The following is a 16,996-nucleotide window of genomic DNA, read 5'->3' as shown; positions in this document are numbered from 1 at the left end:
GGCACAACAGCGGTACCTGAAAGAAAAAACAAAAGCTTTTTTAGTCAATCGGTGAAGTCAGAAGCACAAAATTCTTTACGTTAACATTTAAATGCAAGCAGTTAACACACTGTCTATACTGTCGAATCGAGCTACTGATTCACTAAAAAAGTTTAACATTATCAGGAGAGCATTATGGCTGTTACTAATGTCGCTGAACTTAACGCACTCGTAGAGCGCGTAAAAAAAGCCCAGCGTGAATATGCCAGTTTCACTCAAGAACAAGTAGACAAAATCTTCCGCGCCGCCGCTCTGGCCGCTGCAGATGCTCGAATCCCTCTCGCTAAGATGGCCGTTGCCGAATCCGGCATGGGCATCGTCGAAGATAAAGTGATCAAAAACCACTTTGCTTCCGAATACATCTATAACGCCTATAAAGATGAAAAGACCTGCGGCGTCCTGTCTGAAGATGACACCTTTGGTACTATTACAATCGCTGAACCGATTGGTATCATCTGCGGTATCGTCCCGACTACTAACCCGACTTCAACCGCTATCTTTAAATCTCTGATTAGCCTGAAGACTCGTAACGCCATCATCTTCTCCCCGCATCCGCGTGCTAAAGATGCAACCAATAAAGCAGCTGATATCGTACTGCAGGCGGCTATCGCTGCCGGCGCGCCGAAAGATCTGATTGGTTGGATTGACCAGCCTTCCGTAGAACTGTCCAATGCGCTGATGCATCACCCGGATATAAACCTGATCCTCGCTACCGGCGGTCCGGGCATGGTTAAAGCAGCGTACAGCTCTGGTAAACCGGCAATCGGCGTAGGCGCGGGTAACACTCCCGTTGTTATCGACGAAACGGCTGATATCAAACGCGCCGTCGCATCCGTACTGATGTCTAAAACCTTCGATAACGGCGTTATTTGTGCTTCCGAGCAGTCCGTAGTCGTTGTAGATTCCGTATACGACGCCGTTCGCGAACGTTTCTCCAGCCACGGCGGCTACCTGCTGCAGGGCCAGGAGCTGAAAGCGGTTCAGAATATCATTCTGAAAAATGGCGCGCTGAACGCCGCTATCGTTGGTCAACCTGCGTATAAAATCGCTGAGCTGGCAGGCTTCACCGTTCCTGTGTCCACCAAGATTCTGATTGGTGAAGTCACCGACGTTGATGAAAGCGAGCCGTTTGCCCACGAAAAACTTTCCCCGACGCTGGCGATGTATCGTGCGAAGAACTTTGAAGACGCGGTTGATAAAGCGGAAAAACTGGTTGCTATGGGCGGTATCGGCCACACCTCCTGCCTGTATACCGACCAGGATAACCAGCCAGAACGCGTTGCTTACTTCGGTCAGTTGATGAAAACCGCACGTATCCTGATCAACACCCCGGCTTCTCAGGGTGGTATCGGTGACCTGTATAACTTCAAACTCGCACCTTCCCTGACTCTGGGTTGTGGTTCATGGGGTGGTAACTCCATCTCGGAAAACGTTGGTCCTAAGCACCTGATCAACAAGAAAACCGTTGCTAAGCGAGCTGAAAACATGTTGTGGCACAAACTTCCGAAATCTATCTACTTCCGTCGTGGCTCACTGCCAATCGCGCTGGATGAAGTGATTACTGATGGTCACAAACGCGCGCTGATCGTCACCGACCGTTTCCTGTTTAACAACGGCTACGCAGACCAGATCACTTCCGTACTGAAAGCGGCCGGCGTTGAAACAGAAGTTTTCTTTGAAGTGGAAGCTGACCCGACTCTGACCATCGTCCGTAAAGGCGCTGAGCTGGCGAACTCTTTCAAACCGGACGTGATTATCGCCCTGGGCGGCGGTTCCCCGATGGACGCGGCGAAAATCATGTGGGTCATGTACGAACATCCGGAAACCCACTTCGAAGAGCTGGCGCTGCGCTTTATGGATATCCGTAAGCGTATCTACAAGTTCCCGAAAATGGGCGTTAAAGCCAAAATGGTGGCGATCACCACCACGTCTGGCACCGGCTCTGAAGTCACGCCGTTCGCCGTTGTTACCGATGATGCAACCGGGCAGAAATACCCGCTGGCTGACTATGCCCTGACCCCGGATATGGCGATTGTTGATGCCAACCTGGTCATGGAAATGCCGAAATCCCTGTGTGCTTTCGGTGGTCTGGATGCGGTGACCCATGCGCTGGAAGCTTACGTTTCCGTACTGGCTTCCGAGTTCTCCGACGGCCAGGCGCTGCAGGCGCTGAAGCTGCTGAAAGAAAACCTGCCGGCGTCTTACCATGAAGGTTCTAAGAACCCGGTAGCGCGTGAGCGCGTACACAGTGCTGCAACGATCGCCGGTATTGCGTTTGCTAACGCCTTCCTGGGTGTATGTCACTCCATGGCGCACAAACTGGGTTCTCAGTTCCACATTCCTCACGGTCTGGCGAACGCCCTGTTGATCAGCAACGTTATCCGCTATAACGCCAACGACAACCCGACCAAACAGACGGCATTCAGCCAGTACGACCGTCCGCAGGCCCGTCGTCGCTATGCGGAAATCGCTGACCACCTGGGTCTGACTGCACCGGGTGACCGCACCGCAGCGAAAATCGAAAAACTGCTTGGCTGGCTGGAAGAAATTAAAGCTGAACTGGGTATTCCTAAGTCTATCCGCGAAGCTGGCGTGCAGGAAGCTGACTTCCTGGCCCACGTTGATAAGCTGTCTGAAGACGCATTCGATGACCAGTGCACCGGCGCCAACCCGCGCTATCCGCTGATTGCCGAGCTGAAACAGATTCTGCTGGATACCTACTACGGTCGCCATTACGTCGAAGGCGGCGTGGAAGAGAAGAAAGAAGCCGCGCCGGGTAAAGCTGAGAAAAAAGCGAAGAAATCCGCTTAATCTCACCGTAGTCAAGAACGTTAATACCAGCCCCATCTTATGATGGGGCTTTTTTTATCTCCCCCGTTCAGCGGCCCACATAAGGTCTCAGACGGCCGAAATGTATAATCAAGGGTTCAGGGTTGAGGAATAAAAAAAGGCGCTATATAAGCGCCTGAGAGGGTCTCACGGGAAGGTATTAGCAGGTGTGCTGCCTGTTCTGCACAAAGCTTAAAGAACCGACGCTCAACGCCTCCTTATAATGCTTGCGGCAGACGGACACATAGCGTTCATTACCGCCAATCACTACCTGTTCCCCCTCATTGTACGGCCGCCCCTCCTGGTCGAGGCGCAAAACCATGCTCGCTTTACGACCGCAGAAACAGATAGTTTTTAATTCAACCAGCTTATCTGACCACGCCAGCAAATATTGACTGCCGGTAAAAAGTTCACCGCGAAAATCAGTACGCAGTCCATAGCACAGCACGGGAATATCCAGCTGGTCTACGACTTCAGACAGCTCATGCACCTGTTCGCGCGTCAAAAACTGGCTCTCATCAACTAATACGCAGTGAATCGGCTGACGTCTATGTTCGTCGGCAATGTCGGTAAATAACGCTGTCTGCGTATTATACAACCGCGCCGGCGAGGAGAGGCCAATCCTTGAACTCACTTTCCCTGAACCAAAGCGATCGTCAATCTCTGCGGTATAAACCAGAGTACGCATCCCTCGCTCCTGGTAATTGTATGAAGACTGCAACAGAGCGGTAGACTTGCCTGCATTCATTGCTGAATAGTAGAAATAAAGTTGTGCCATCGGCCGCGTAACCCCAATCAATGTGTTTTTTCGCAGCAAAATTGTATCATATATTCACTCACTATCAGCCCTCACCGTGTGGGTATTGCCGGGAATGTTCGGTCAACGAATGCCTGATAGATTAAGCATCTTAATTGAAGGGGAATGCCTGCTATTCGTGCGCCAACAGCGGTCCGCTCTCACATCGCTATTGCGCTTTTGTGCTTACCAGGCATTTTTCTGATAGCTATAACCGCGCTGGACAAGTGTTTTATATTAAACATCATCGCCGCTGCTGCGCTAATACTGACAATGATATTTATCCATGCAAAGTATAATTTTTCTCATCGCGCAACAGAAAAAGCATACTATCTCAGGGTTTTAGCTTATGTTTTCCACCGCGCTATAAGCAGGAAAGATGTGAACCCGCACATAAAATTTAAGTTAAATGAATTAATTCCCGAGACAAATAACAAGTTATTTTGACTTCCTTACATTCTCCCCTATTGCACATCTGAATTTATCGCTCTATTATTAGACCAACAAACCACCCCACAATATAAGTTTGAGATTACTACAATGAGCGAAGCACTTAAAATTCTGAACAACATCCGTACTCTTCGTGCACAGGCAAGAGAATGCACCCTTGAAACGCTCGAAGAAATGCTGGAAAAATTAGAAGTTGTCGTTAACGAACGTCGTGAAGAAGAAAGCGCTGCGGCTGCGGAAATTGAAGAACGCACTCGTAAACTGCAGCAATATCGTGAAATGCTGATTGCTGACGGTATTGATCCTAATGAACTGCTGAGCACTATGGCTGCAGTTAAAGCGGGAACTAAAACCAAGCGCGCTGCACGTCCGGCTAAATACAGCTACGTTGACGAAAATGGCGAAACTAAAACCTGGACTGGTCAGGGTCGTACTCCGGCAGTGATCAAGAAAGCGATGGATGAGCAAGGTAAAACGCTGGACGATTTCCTGCTGTAATATCCCCGCGCATCCGTTTAAAAATCCCGCTTCGGCGGGATTTTTTTTATCCGCTAATCGGACCTGTGCCCTGCGGACATAAAAAAACCGGGAAACGAATCTCGCTCCCGGTCGTGCATTGTGTAGCGATCAATTACTTCGCGATGGCTTTTTCCAGCCAGGATTTAAATTCAGCGCCCAGCGACTTATGGCGCACGCCATATTCAACGAAGGCCTGCATATAGCCCAGCTTATTACCGCAGTCGTGGCTTTTGCCTTTCATATGATAGGCTTCAACGGTCTCTTTTTCGATCAGCATATCGATGGCATCGGTCAGCTGAATTTCGTCACCGGCTCCCGGAGGCGTTTTTGCCAGCAGCGGCCAGATATCGGCGCTCAGCACATAGCGACCTACAACTGCCAGGTTAGACGGCGCTACGTCCGCTTTCGGTTTCTCAACAACGCCGACCATCGGTACGCTCTCACCCGGCTGCAGGGACTGGCCCTTGCAATCGACAACGCCGTACGCGGTCACGTCAGCAACCGGCTCAACCATAATCTGGCTGGCTCCGGTCTCATCAAAACGAGCGATCATTTCCGCCAGGTTATCGCGGGACAGATCGGATTCATATTCGTCAAGAATAACGTCCGGTAAAATAACCGCGACCGGCTCATTGCCGACAACCGGATGCGCGCACAGCACAGCATGGCCCAGACCTTTAGCCAGCCCCTGACGCACCTGCATAATAGTCACGTGCGGCGGACAAATAGATTGCACTTCTTCCAGCAGCTGGCGTTTTACACGTTTTTCCAGCATGGCTTCCAGTTCAAAACTGGTATCGAAATGGTTTTCGATGGAGTTTTTAGAAGAGTGCGTCACCAGAACAATTTCTGTAATCCCGGCGGCGATACATTCGTTAACAACATATTGAATTAATGGCTTATCTACCAGCGGCAGCATTTCTTTCGGAATAGCCTTAGTAGCGGGCAACATCCTGGTGCCTAATCCCGCAACCGGGATGACAGCTTTTCTTACTTTTGAATTAAGCGCAGCCATTGAAATCTCCTGGACTGTTCGTTTTTTAAACTTCTCGTTAATAATATGGTATCGAGTATATCAGCCTGTTCAGTTGAACCTGTTCCGAAAAGGATTAGATATCTCCGAATTAGGAATTTTACGCATTAAACCCGGCGATAGTACCACCACAAAAGATCGCGTGGTAATCCCACTTGGGTAAAAATAAGCGCAATTGTTCACTCCGCAGACAACATAAGGCGTAAACGTCCCCCGGCCCCCCAAATTTGGCACTGCCATGATGCGCAGCGTTGACTAATTTGGTTGAGATAGGCATTACCCAGGGTACCTAACGGAACGCCATTGCTAATCTGAATTTGGTGTTCCCCCGTATTCAACGTGCCATTCAAACCCGCGGAAACCAAAATTAAATTTTTCAAGCCGCTATGGTAATACCCTACCAATAATGGAAATTGCCCCGGCAGGTTAGCCTGACGCAGTAATTGATTGACCTGTTTCAGCAGGCTCCCCATCTCCGGTAAACGCTGTCCCTGATGAGCAAGCTGCTCCTGCAGCAGGCCATTGAAAAGGGCGCGCAGTAATAAAGCAGCAAGAACCCCATTATCACCCGCTCGCGTGACGTCCAGACAATAAAACGCCAGATCGTTTTCTGATAGCGGCGCAATGTCGAGCACGAGACCGGGCTTATCGACGGAGACAAGCTGCCGATAGTGAATACGGCAGTTCGACATCTCCTGTTGGACCGGGGGCTGAAGCTCCTGTAGCAGCCTTGACGCCGCGGAGGGATCGCTGACCAGCGCGTCCCAATCCTCAAACAGGCGTTCCTCCTCTTCGACACGAGAATTAAACATGTTGGGGTAGAGGCAGGCGTACACGGTTTCTCGCAGGCGATCGAAATCTTTTACCGGTTTAAGAAGAATGTCCTGCACGCCAAGGCGCAGCGCTTTGGCGATATCCGCCATATTTTCCGTCGCTGAAATCATCAGAATCGGCAGCTGCTCGCCCTGATTGCGCACATGCTCCACCAGCTGCAGGCCGTTCATTCGCGGCATGGAAATATCGCATATCATCAAATCGGGTTTTGACTCGGCCATTTTTTGAAGTGCATCCACGCCATCTTCCGCCTGGACGATGGTCGCGCCCAGCGAAGCTAACCAGGTGTGCATAAGTGAGCGGAAAACGGGTTCGTCTTCAACTATCAGAATCTGTTTTCCCGCCAATGGCTGCGTCATGATCTCTCCCCTGACTGACGATAAGTTAATAGTGGCACGCGATTCACGCTACCGCCTGTCAGAATTTACTTAAGTATGCATCAAATGCGCTACACGGAGGTACGCACTAAAGGTAATAGTTCATCCATTCTCTTTTCCACTGCCAGATGTCCGGCAGCGATAGCTTCGCCGGCACGGTGGAAATCCAGCGTGGAGATTTGCGGGCAAAAGGGCTGAATCAGGATATCCGGCGGGTCGCCCGCCATACGGTTTCGCTTAAGACGATTTTCCAGAACCTGAATGGAAGTCGACATGATCTCCATTGCCGTCGGCGCTACCGTCGCCCGACGTGAGGTCATACGCGCCAGGCGGGAGCGCAGCCGTGAATGCCACGAAAAATCTTCTTCGGCCTCCGGACGCGGCACCTCCATGGATAATAAATCCTGCTGCATCAGATGCGCGTCGTGCTGCAAATCAACGGCAATAACGATATCCGCGCCCATTGCCCGAGCCAGGGATACCGGCACGGGATTAACCACCGCGCCATCCACTAGCCAGTAACCATTATGCATGACCGGCGACATCAGACCAGGCATACTGCACGAGGCACGAATCGCCAGATGCAGATCCCCTTCCGTAAACCATAGTTCGCGACCGGTACTTAAATTGGTGGTAACTGCCGCAAAACGACGCTCGCAGCGTTCAATCTCGGTGACCGGTAGCAGTTTACGATATTGGCTAAATACCCGTTCGCCCCGCAGCAAGCCCCCTCGCTGCCAGGAGAGATCCATTAATTTCAGGACGTCCCAGTTGCTAAAAGAGCATACCCATTTCTCCAGCGCCGGAAGGCGGTTGCAGGCGTAAGCTGCCCCCACCAGCGAGCCAATAGAGCACCCTGCGATGACATCAACGTCAATGCCCGCACGCTGTAATGCATTAATCACACCGATATGCGACCACCCGCGGGCGGCTCCTGCCCCTAGCGCCAGACCGATCTTGAGCTTTCTCATTCTTACCGAAACATATCCTTCCACTCCGGGCATGGCATCATCGCCATACCTCAGTTAACATATTGCGCTTTGGCGGCGTATCGCCGTCTTTCTTTATCCCATGGAGGCCGTTTTGTCGCCATTATGCCCCTGCGGCAGCGCTCTGGAGTATAGCGCATGTTGTCAGCGTTATCTGGCTGGCACGCAGCTTGCGCCAGATCCGTCACAGCTGATGCGTTCCCGCTATAGCGCATTTGTTATGCAGGACGCCGACTATCTGATTAAAACCTGGCACCCCTCCTGTCAGGCGCAACAGTTTCGCGCGGACCTGGAGAACGGGTTTAAGCAAACTCAATGGCTGGGTCTCACCGTCTTTGCTGCCGATGAAGGCAGAAGTCCCGATGAAGGCTACGTCAGCTTTATCGCGCGTTTCACTGACAATAACCGCTCCGGCGCCATTATTGAACGATCCAGATTCTTAAAAGAAAACGGACAGTGGTACTATATTGACGGAATGCGACCGCTGATCGGTCGTAACGACCCCTGCCCTTGCGGTTCAGGTAAAAAATTTAAAAAATGCTGCGGCCAGTAAGCCAGCAGCAGGAATAGCAAACACTACAGGATTTTCCCCGCGATGCATTCACTACAACGTAAAGTACTACGCACCATTTGCCCTGATCAGAAAGGCCTCATCGCGCGTATCACGAATATCTGCTATAAGCACGAGCTGAACATCGTGCAGAACAATGAGTTCGTTGACCACCGGACCGGCCGCTTCTTTATGCGTACCGAGCTCGAGGGTATTTTCAATGACTCCGTTCTGCTGGCTGACCTCGACAGCGCGCTGCCGGAAGGCTCGATTCGTGAGCTCAACCCAGCAGGCCGCCGCCGAGTCGTCATTCTGGTGACTAAAGAGGCGCACTGCCTCGGCGATCTGCTGATGAAAGCCAACTATGGCGGACTGGACGTAGAAATCGCCGCCGTCATCGGCAATCACGAAACCCTGCGCTCGCTGGTTGAACGCTTTGATATTCCCTTCCAGCTGGTGAGCCATGAGGGGCTAACCCGCGAAGAGCACGATAAGCAGATGGGTGATGCTATCGCCGCCCATGAACCGGATTACGTCGTGCTGGCGAAATACATGCGGGTGTTGACCCCCGAGTTTGTCTCCCGCTTCCCGAATAAGATTATCAATATTCACCACTCATTCCTGCCGGCGTTTATCGGCGCGCGTCCGTATCATCAGGCCTATGACCGCGGGGTGAAGATTATTGGCGCAACCGCCCACTACGTGAACGATAATCTGGATGAAGGCCCCATCATCATGCAGGACGTTATTCACGTCGATCACACCTACACCGCAGAAGATATGATGCGCGCTGGCCGCGACGTTGAGAAAAACGTTCTGAGCCGCGCATTGTACCAGGTGCTTGCACAGCGGGTGTTTGTTTACGGCAACCGAACGATTATTCTTTAATCGATAATGAAATTAACTGGTTAGCTTTACGGCTTTACGCGTAAAAATCAGGCAACCAGTTTATTTTTAGCAAACGAATACTTTACAGTGGCGCGTCATTTGATATGATGCGCCCCGCTTCCCGATAAGGAAGCAGGCCAGTATTAAGCATTACCCCGTGGTGGGGTTCCCGAGCGGCCAAAGGGAGCAGACTGTAAATCTGCCGTCATCGACTTCGAAGGTTCGAATCCTTCCCCCACCACCATTTCAAGCTTTACCTCGACAATATGAATTACCCCTGGTGGGGTTCCCGAGCGGCCAAAGGGAGCAGACTGTAAATCTGCCGTCATCGACTTCGAAGGTTCGAATCCTTCCCCCACCACCATCACTTCTCTGTTACACCGCTACCTGCTCAAAGCACATTGCCATATATTCTCCCGATGCAGGGAAGGATGAGAAGCTTCGATTAAGGTTCGAGTCGAGCGTCAGCGAGACAACGTTGCCGCAGGCAACGGCCCGAAGGGTGAGGAGCGAAGCGACGAATAATCCTTCCCCCACCACCATCACTTCTCTGTTACACCGCTACCGGCTCAAAGCACATTGCCATATATTCTCCCGATGCAGGGAAGGATGAGAAGCTTCGACCAAGGTTCGAGTCGAGCGAAAGCGAGACAACGTTGCCGCAGGCAACGGCCCGAAGGGTGAGGAGCGAAGCGACGAATAATCCTTCCCCACCACCATCACTTCCCTGCAGTACCTCAGCAAAATCAAATAATCAAAACCGTCTTAGTTAGCTCTTTTATTGCTCCAGAACTGATTCTGTATTTCTGCCATATATGCCCCGGCAGCGCTACGCCGGGAGCAGACCGCACCAATGAAAAACCCTGCCGCAGCAGGGTTGAGCTTTACACGAAATAGAATCAGCGACGGGCGCGAACAATCTGGTATTTGCGCGTCAGGTACTCGACCGGCGCGCTCCAGATATGCACCAGACGGGAGAACGGGAACAGCACAAACAGCGTCATCCCCAGCACCAGATGCACGCGGAAAATAAACGCCACGCCGTCCAGATGCTGCGAAGCCCCGCCGTGGAAGGTCACCACCGACTGCGCCCAGCCCACCAGCTTCATCATTTCGCTACCGTCCATATGCTGAGCGGAGAACGGAATAGTCAGCAGACCCAGAGCGCACTGCACCATCAGCAGGGAGAGGATCAGAATATCCGCTCCGGTGGTGGTGGCGCGCACGCGGGGGCTCAGCAGACGGCGTTTCAGCAACAGTAGCCCGCCCACCAGCGTCATGACGCCGCAGGCGCCGCCCGCGATCATCGCCATCTTCTGCTTCACGTCAACCGGCAGGAATGACTCGTACATCCAGTGCGGCGTCAGCATGCCGAGAAAATGACCGGCAAAAATTCCCAGAATACCGATATGGAACAGGTTCGAGGCCAGATTCATCCCTTTACGGTCCAGCATCTGGCTGGAGGCCGCACGCCAGGTGTACTGCCCATAGTCGTAACGTAGCCAGCTGCCGACCAGAAATACCGTCCCGGCGATATACGGATAGATGTCAAAGAAGAACATATTCAGGAAGTGCATTAGTGCTGTCCTCCGTTAGAGATATTCAAATATTGCGGGGCAACGGCTCCGGCAAAACGACGCTGGTGAGCGGAGATCTCCGACTCGCCGCAGCCCTGATCGGCAAAGAATTTCACCTGTTCTTCTTCCCAGACGGCGTCCAGCGCCTGCGGCGTATCGTCGCGGGCCTCATCGGCGATTTTTTCCGCCACTTTCTGGCTATCTACCTGGGCGTGTGCCAGCTTGAGCAGCAGCTCAAACAGTACCGCGTAGCGGCTATCGCGCTGCTGCAGGCGAGCGCTCAGTAGACCGAGAATCGGCGCAACGTCCTGCAATCCGCCGCGCGCTTCCGCCTCCGGCAGCTGCGCCAGATACTCAAGATACAGCGGGAGATGATCCGGCAATTCGCGGCTATCCAGCTGCAGACCGTGGCGTTCATACTGCGCCATCAAGTCGACCATTGCCTGGCCGCGATCGCGGGATTCGCCGTGCACGTGCTCAAACAGCAGCAGCGAGGTCGCACGGCCGCGATCGAACAGCTCACTGTAGCGAGACTGCGCGTCCAGCACATCCTGGGCGGTCAGGTCGCGCAGGAAAACGCTCAGCTTATGGGCATCCTCCGGCGCGAGCTTTTCCGAAGAGGCAATAGCGTCGAACAGCTCCTGCTGATGCTGCCATAAGGCAGCGTCAGGGTACTCAAGAAGGCGCGACACAATGACGAGTTCAATCATGGGTGCGGCTCCGTTTTGCTGGTGACGTCGATAGCATCGATACGGCGGCTGTTGAACAGATTAAACTGGCTATCAGAACCGTGGCATCCGTCACCGAAGGTGAAGCCGCAACCGTTTTTCTCCGGGAAAGCATCGCGGGCCTGCTCGCGATGGCTGCTCGGCACCACGAAACGGTCTTCGTAGTTGGCGATAGCCAGATAGCGATACATCTCCTGCGCCTGGGCTTCAGTGAGGCCAACCTCTTCCAGCGCCCGGGTATCCAGTACGCCGTCTACGGTTTCCGCGCGTTTGAAGTGGCGCATCGCCAGCATGCGTTTCAGCGCCAGCAGCACCGGCTGGGTATCGCCCGCGGTTAGCAGGTTTGCCAGATACTGAACCGGGATACGCAGGCTTTCGACGTCCGGCAGAATACCGTTGCTGCCCAGTTCACCCGCATCGGCGGCTGACTGAATCGGCGACAGAGGCGGCACGTACCAGACCATAGGCAGGGTGCGATATTCCGGATGCAGCGGCAGCGCCAGCTTCCAGTCCATCGCCATTTTGTACACCGGCGACTGCTGGGCGGCTTCGATAACCCCCTGCGGCACGCCGTCCTTCAGCGCCTGCTCAATCACTTTCGGGTCGTTCGGGTTGAGGAACACGTCCAGCTGACGCTGATACAGGTCTTTCTCATTCTCCGTGCTGGCGGCATTTTCAATCGCGTCCGCGTCATACAGCAGCACGCCGAGGTAGCGAATACGCCCCACGCAGGTTTCCGAACAGACGGTCGGCATCCCGGATTCGATACGCGGGTAGCAGAAAATGCACTTCTCTGATTTGCCGCTCTTCCAGTTGAAATAGATTTTCTTGTACGGGCAACCGGTGATGCACATGCGCCAGCCGCGGCACTTGTCCTGGTCGATCAGCACGATGCCGTCTTCTTCACGTTTATAGATCGCGCCGCTCGGGCAGGTCGCGACGCACGCCGGGTTCAGACAGTGTTCGCACAGGCGCGGCAGATACATCATAAAGGTGTTTTCGAACTGGCCGTACATCGCCTTCTGCATGTTTTCGAAGTTCTGGTCTTTGGCGCGTTTTTCAAATTCGCCGCCCAGAATCTCTTCCCAGTTCGGACCGCTGGTGATTTTATCCATCCGCTGGCCGGTGATCAGCGAGCGCGGGCGAGCGATCGGCTGATGTTTGCTTTCCGGCGCGTTGTGCAGATTCTGGTAGTCGTAATCAAAGGGCTCGTAGTAGTCGTCGATGCCCGGCAAATGCGGGTTAGCAAAGATTTTACCCAGCAGCATCGCGCGGTTGCCCATGCGCGGCTGCAGCTTGCCATTGATCTTACGGATCCAGCCGCCCTTCCACTTTTCCTGATTCTCCCAGTCGTTCGGGAAACCAACGCCCGGCTTACTTTCAACGTTGTTGAACCACGTGTACTCCATACCCTCGCGGCTGGTCCAGACGTTTTTACAGGTGACTGAACAGGTATGACAGCCGATGCACTTATCGAGATTCAGCACCATGCCGACTTGTGAACGAATTTTCATTTTACGCTCTCCTGTACCTGGTCGTTACCTTCGCCATCTAACCAGTTAATATTCTTCATCTTACGTACCACCACGAACTCGTCGCGGTTAGACCCTACCGTGCCGTAGTAGTTAAAGCCGTAGGCCAGCTGCGCATAGCCGCCGATCATATGGGTCGGCTTTGGCGTAATACGAGTCACGGAGTTGTGAATCCCCCCGCGCTGTTCGGTGATCTCAGAACCCGGCAGGTTTACGATACGTTCCTGCGCGTGGTACATCATGGTCATCCCGGCCGGTACGCGCTGGCTTACCACCGCGCGGGCGGTCAGCGCGCCGTTGCTGTTAAACACTTCGATCCAGTCGTTATCTTCGATCCCCAGATCTTTGGCGTCCGCTTCGCTCATCCAGACAATCGGCCCGCCGCGCGACAGCGTCAGCATCAGCAGGTTGTCGCTGTAGGTGGAGTGGATCCCCCACTTCTGGTGCGGCGTCAGGAAGTTCAATGCCTTCTCCGGGTTGCCGTTGGATTTCGCGCCCATCACCGTTTTCACCGACCGGGTGTCGATTGGCGGACGATAAACCAGCAGGCTTTCGCCAAAATCACGCATCCACTGGTGATCCTGATACAGCTGCTGGCGGCCGGAAAGCGTGCGCCACGGGATCAGTTCGTGAACGTTGGTGTAGCCGGCGTTATAGGAAACGTGCTCATCTTCGAGTCCGGACCAGGTCGGGCTGGAGATAATTTTGCGCGGCTGGGCCTGAATATCGCGGAAGCGGATTTTTTCCTCTTCTTTATTCGTCGCCAGGTGCGTATGGTCACGACCGGTAAATTCGCTGAGCGCCGCCCAGGCTTTAACCGCCACGTGGCCGTTGGTTTCCGGCGCCAGGGTCAGAATCATCTCTGCCGCATCAATGGCGGTGTTAAGCATCGGCTGGCCTTTCGCCGGGCCGTCCGCTTTGGTGTAGTTGAGCTTGCGCAGCAGATCCATCTCGCTCTGGGTATTCCAGGCGATGCCTTTACCGCCGTTGCCGATTTTCTCCATCAGCGGGCCGATAGAGGTAAAGCGTTCGTATGTCGCCGGATAATCGCGCTCGACGGTCAGAATATGCGGCGCGGTTTTCCCTGGAATCAGGTCGCATTCGCCTTTTTTCCAGTCCTTAACGTCCAGCGGCTGCGCCAGTTCGGCGGCGGAGTCGTGCTGGATAGGCAGCGTTACCACGTCGGTTTCCTGACCCAAATGACCCACGCACACTTCGGAGAACTTTTTCGCGATATCTTTGTAGATATCCCAGTCGCTTTTCGATTCCCAGGCCGGGTCGACGGCGGCAGACAGCGGATGAATAAACGGATGCATATCCGAGGTATTCATGTCGTCTTTTTCATACCAGGTAGCGGTCGGCAGCACGATGTCGGAGTAGAGGCAGGTACTCGACAGACGGAAGTCGAGGGTCACCACCAGATCCAGCTTGCCGTCGAGACCGTTATCTTTCCACTCCACTTCTTCCGGCTTCACGCCGCCCTGCTTGCCGAGATCTTTGCCCTGAATACCGTTTTCCGTACCCAGCAGGTACTTCAGCATGTACTCGTGGCCTTTACCCGAGGAGCCCAGCAGGTTGGAACGCCAGATAAACAGGTTGCGCGGATGGTTTTTACCGTTTTCCGGCTGCTCTGCGGCAAAGCGAATGGAACCCTCTTTCAGCGATTTGACGGTGTAATCGACCGGCGTCATGCCCGCTTTTTTTGCCGCATGCGCAATACGCAGCGGGTTGGTGCCCAGCTGCGGCGCCGACGGAAGCCAGCCCATACGCTCGGCGCGCACGTTGAAATCAATCAGGTGGCCGCTGTAGCGGGATTTATCCGCTAACGGCGACAGCAGTTCCTGCGCGGTTACGGTTTCATAGCGCCACTGGCTGGAGTGGTTATAGAAGTACGATGTGCTGTTCATATGGCGCGCCGGACGCTGCCAGTCAAGGGCAAACGCCAGCGGCTGCCAGCCGGTCTGCGGACGCAGTTTTTCCTGGCCGACATAGTGCGCCCAGCCGCCGCCGCTCTGACCAACGCAGCCGCAGAAGATCAGCATATTGATAAGACCGCGATAGTTCATATCGAGGTGGAACCAGTGGTTCAGACCGGCGCCGACGATGATCATCGAACGGCCGTGGGTCTTATCGGCGTTATCGGCAAACTCCCGCGCGGTGCGGATAATATGCGCCCGGGAAACGCCGGTGATTTTCTCCGCCCATGCCGGGGTATACGCTTTGAGGTCATCGTAGCTGCTGGCGCAGTTTTCATCGCCGAGTCCGCGATCCAGGCCATAGTTCGCCATGGTCAGGTCGTAGACGGTGGTGACCAGCACGGTAGAACCGTCGGCCTTCTGCAGGCGTTTTACCGGCAGTTTGTGCAGCAGCACGTTTTCCAGCTCGACTTTATTAAAGTGCTCGGTACCTTCGCCGCCAAAATAGGGGAAGCCAACGTTAGCGATATCGTCGTGGCCGCCCAGCAGGCTCAGGCGTAGCTCGACATCTTCGCCGGTTTTACCGTCGCGCTGTTCAAGATTCCATTTACCTTTGTCGCCCCAGCGGAAACCGATAGAACCGTTCGGTACGGTGATTTCGCCCTTCTCATCAAAGGCGACGGTTTTCCATTCCGGATTTGTTTCCTGACCTAATGCATCCACCAGATCAGCTGCGCGCAGCATGCGGCCTGCGGCGTAATAGCCATCGCGCTCTTCGAGCATCACCAGCATCGGCATGTCGGTGTAGCGGCGCACGTAATCGGTAAAGTACTGGCTTGGTTTGTCGAGGTGGAACTCGCGCAGCATGACGTGACCCATCGCCAGCGCCATCGCCGCATCGGTACCCTGCTTCGGCGCCAGCCACAGATCGCAAAGCTTGGCGATTTCGGCGTAGTCAGGGGTGATAGCAACGGTTTTAGTGCCCTTATAGCGAACTTCGGTGAAGAAGTGGGCATCCGGGGTACGGGTCTGCGGTACGTTGGATCCCCAGGCAATGATATAGCTGGAGTTGTACCAGTCGGCAGATTCCGGTACGTCGGTCTGCTCGCCCCAGGTCTGCGGTGATGCAGGCGGCAGGTCGCAGTACCAGTCGTAAAAGCTCAGGCAGGTCCCGCCGATCAGCGACAGATAGCGCGCGCCGGAGGCATAGGAGACCATCGACATCGCCGGGATGGGCGAGAAGCCGGCTACGCGGTCCGGGCCGTAGGTTTTGACGGTATAGACGTTAGAGGCGGCAATCAGCTCGTTCACTTCCTGCCAGGACGAACGCACGAAACCGCCGCGGCCGCGCGCCTGCTTAAAGCTTTTCGCTTTGTCGGCATCTTCAATAATCGAGGCCCATGCGTCAACCGGATCGCTGTGCTGTACTTTCGCTTCACGCCACATTTTCATCAGGCGTTTGCGCATCAGCGGGTACTTCAGGCGATTAGCGCTGTAAAGATACCAGGAGTAGCTGGCGCCGCGCGGGCAGCCGCGAGGCTCGTGGTTTGGCATATCCGGACGGGTGCGCGGATAGTCGGTCTGCTGGGTTTCCCAGGTGACAAGACCATTTTTGACATAAATCTTCCAGCTGCATGAGCCGGTGCAGTTGACACCGTGGGTGGAGCGCACAATTTTGTCATGCTGCCAACGTTGACGGTATCCATCCTCCCAGTCCCGGTTGGTTTTTAGAAGCTGGCCGTGCCCATCGGCAAAGGTTTCACCCTTCTGTTTGAAGTAGCGAAACCGGTCCAGGAATTTACTCATCGGGTTTCTCCTGTGTGGAGCCTGACGGCTCTCTGATAAATCGACATTGCTGGATTTGCAGCGAAGGTAACGCTATGAAAGAGGGAGAGAATTGATAACGATCAAGACGATAGGGCTTATAAAAGCCGCTCCG

At 54.0% G+C, this 16,996-nt stretch carries 13 protein-coding genes, 2 tRNA genes and 2 other RNA genes; 9 read left to right on the top strand and 8 right to left on the bottom strand.

Annotation, left to right across the window (positions count from 1 at the left end; genetic code table 11):
• The first annotated feature begins 174 nt into the window (after positions 1–174).
• Entirely contained in the window at positions 175–2,850 is a 2,676-nt protein-coding gene (adhE, locus tag K2184_RS01595) for a bifunctional acetaldehyde-CoA/alcohol dehydrogenase (protein ID WP_004103112.1), read from the top strand.
• 178 nt (positions 2,851–3,028) lie between these two features.
• On the opposite strand, the gene tdk is transcribed toward adhE, so the two are convergent.
• The gene (tdk, locus tag K2184_RS01590) at positions 3,029–3,646 is read right to left on the bottom strand and encodes a thymidine kinase (protein ID WP_016808826.1); all 618 of its coding nucleotides are present in this window, start codon (positions 3,644–3,646) and stop codon (positions 3,029–3,031) included.
• 144 nt (positions 3,647–3,790) lie between these two features.
• Between tdk and K2184_RS01585 the strand changes: the two genes are divergently transcribed.
• Positions 3,791–4,111, top strand: coding sequence for a hypothetical protein (locus tag K2184_RS01585; protein ID WP_017145681.1), 321 nt, complete (start codon positions 3,791–3,793; stop codon positions 4,109–4,111).
• A gap of 93 nt (positions 4,112–4,204) precedes the next feature.
• Complete coding sequence (hns, locus tag K2184_RS01580; protein WP_004103116.1) at positions 4,205–4,612, top strand: histone-like nucleoid-structuring protein H-NS; 408 nt, start codon at positions 4,205–4,207, stop codon at positions 4,610–4,612.
• Positions 4,613–4,745: 133 nt separating this feature from the next.
• Here the strand turns inward: hns and galU are convergent, their stop codons facing one another.
• The 3 genes from galU to rssA all read right to left on the bottom strand — a co-directional run bounded on the left by galU (position 4,746) and on the right by rssA (position 7,848).
• Positions 4,746–5,648: a UTP--glucose-1-phosphate uridylyltransferase GalU gene (galU, locus tag K2184_RS01575; RefSeq protein ID WP_004103117.1), complete on the bottom strand. Its 903-nt coding sequence runs from the start codon at positions 5,646–5,648 to the stop codon at positions 4,746–4,748.
• 197 nt (positions 5,649–5,845) lie between these two features.
• Positions 5,846–6,859, bottom strand: a complete 1,014-nt coding sequence (gene rssB, locus K2184_RS01570; protein ID WP_004103118.1) for a two-component system response regulator RssB — start codon at positions 6,857–6,859, stop codon at positions 5,846–5,848.
• A gap of 89 nt (positions 6,860–6,948) precedes the next feature.
• Positions 6,949–7,848 carry a patatin-like phospholipase RssA gene (rssA, locus tag K2184_RS01565; RefSeq protein WP_004103119.1) on the bottom strand — a complete coding sequence of 300 codons (900 nt, stop codon included), beginning with the start codon at positions 7,846–7,848 and terminating at the stop codon, positions 6,949–6,951.
• A 112-nt stretch (positions 7,849–7,960) separates the two neighbouring features.
• On the opposite strand from rssA, the gene K2184_RS01560 reads away from it, so the two are divergent.
• The 6 genes from K2184_RS01560 to K2184_RS01535 all read left to right on the top strand — a co-directional run bounded on the left by K2184_RS01560 (position 7,961) and on the right by K2184_RS01535 (position 10,023).
• Entirely contained in the window at positions 7,961–8,419 is a 459-nt protein-coding gene (locus K2184_RS01560; protein ID WP_004103120.1) for a YchJ family protein, read from the top strand.
• Positions 8,420–8,461: 42 nt separating this feature from the next.
• On the top strand, positions 8,462–9,304 hold the full coding sequence (purU, locus tag K2184_RS01555; protein ID WP_004103121.1) for a formyltetrahydrofolate deformylase: 843 nt from the start codon (positions 8,462–8,464) through the stop codon (positions 9,302–9,304).
• Positions 9,305–9,463: 159 nt separating this feature from the next.
• Positions 9,464–9,548, top strand: a tRNA-Tyr gene (locus K2184_RS01550).
• 35 nt (positions 9,549–9,583) lie between these two features.
• Positions 9,584–9,668: transfer RNA gene (locus tag K2184_RS01545), tRNA-Tyr, on the top strand.
• A gap of 46 nt (positions 9,669–9,714) precedes the next feature.
• Positions 9,715–9,846: non-coding RNA, RtT sRNA (locus K2184_RS01540), on the top strand.
• A gap of 46 nt (positions 9,847–9,892) precedes the next feature.
• Positions 9,893–10,023: non-coding RNA, RtT sRNA (locus K2184_RS01535), on the top strand.
• 180 nt (positions 10,024–10,203) lie between these two features.
• On the opposite strand, the gene narI is transcribed toward K2184_RS01535, so the two are convergent.
• From narI to K2184_RS01515, 4 genes are read right to left on the bottom strand one after another with little or no spacing between them, the layout of a single operon-like run.
• Positions 10,204–10,881, bottom strand: a complete 678-nt coding sequence (gene narI, locus K2184_RS01530) for a respiratory nitrate reductase subunit gamma (protein ID WP_004103123.1) — start codon at positions 10,879–10,881, stop codon at positions 10,204–10,206.
• Positions 10,881–11,591, bottom strand: coding sequence for a nitrate reductase molybdenum cofactor assembly chaperone (narJ, locus tag K2184_RS01525; RefSeq protein ID WP_004113646.1), 711 nt, complete (start codon positions 11,589–11,591; stop codon positions 10,881–10,883). The genes narI and narJ overlap by 1 nt, the downstream gene beginning before the upstream one ends.
• Complete coding sequence (gene narH / locus K2184_RS01520) at positions 11,588–13,123, bottom strand: nitrate reductase subunit beta (RefSeq protein WP_004113647.1); 1,536 nt, start codon at positions 13,121–13,123, stop codon at positions 11,588–11,590. The genes narJ and narH overlap by 4 nt, the downstream gene beginning before the upstream one ends.
• On the bottom strand, positions 13,120–16,863 hold the full coding sequence (locus K2184_RS01515) for a nitrate reductase subunit alpha (RefSeq protein WP_023321185.1): 3,744 nt from the start codon (positions 16,861–16,863) through the stop codon (positions 13,120–13,122). The genes narH and K2184_RS01515 overlap by 4 nt, the downstream gene beginning before the upstream one ends.
• Positions 16,864–16,996 lie beyond the last annotated feature (133 nt).

It is taken from the genome of Klebsiella sp. K5-306 (assembly GCF_051835185.1).
Taxonomy (GTDB): Bacteria; Pseudomonadota; Gammaproteobacteria; order Enterobacterales; family Enterobacteriaceae; genus Klebsiella; species Klebsiella oxytoca.
Note: the sequence above shows the minus strand (reverse complement) of the source record. Positions and strands in the feature narration are given on the sequence as shown.

Bases quoted from the DNA above. Each gene is read 5' to 3' on its own strand.
- purU (WP_004103121.1), top strand. From the start codon at position 8,462: ATGCATTCACTACAACGTAAAGTACTACGCACCATTTGCCCTGATCAG.
- tdk (WP_016808826.1), bottom strand. From the start codon at position 3,646: ATGGCACAACTTTATTTCTACTATTCAGCAATGAATGCAGGCAAGTCT.
- rssB (WP_004103118.1), bottom strand. From the start codon at position 6,859: ATGACGCAGCCATTGGCGGGAAAACAGATTCTGATAGTTGAAGACGAA.
- narH (WP_004113647.1), bottom strand. From the start codon at position 13,123: ATGAAAATTCGTTCACAAGTCGGCATGGTGCTGAATCTCGATAAGTGC.
- rssA (WP_004103119.1), bottom strand. From the start codon at position 7,848: ATGAGAAAGCTCAAGATCGGTCTGGCGCTAGGGGCAGGAGCCGCCCGC.
- K2184_RS01515 (WP_023321185.1), bottom strand. From the start codon at position 16,863: ATGAGTAAATTCCTGGACCGGTTTCGCTACTTCAAACAGAAGGGTGAA.
- adhE (WP_004103112.1), top strand. From the start codon at position 175: ATGGCTGTTACTAATGTCGCTGAACTTAACGCACTCGTAGAGCGCGTA.
- K2184_RS01585 (WP_017145681.1), top strand. From the start codon at position 3,791: ATGCCTGCTATTCGTGCGCCAACAGCGGTCCGCTCTCACATCGCTATT.
- galU (WP_004103117.1), bottom strand. From the start codon at position 5,648: ATGGCTGCGCTTAATTCAAAAGTAAGAAAAGCTGTCATCCCGGTTGCG.
- narI (WP_004103123.1), bottom strand. From the start codon at position 10,881: ATGCACTTCCTGAATATGTTCTTCTTTGACATCTATCCGTATATCGCC.
- narJ (WP_004113646.1), bottom strand. From the start codon at position 11,591: ATGATTGAACTCGTCATTGTGTCGCGCCTTCTTGAGTACCCTGACGCT.
- hns (WP_004103116.1), top strand. From the start codon at position 4,205: ATGAGCGAAGCACTTAAAATTCTGAACAACATCCGTACTCTTCGTGCA.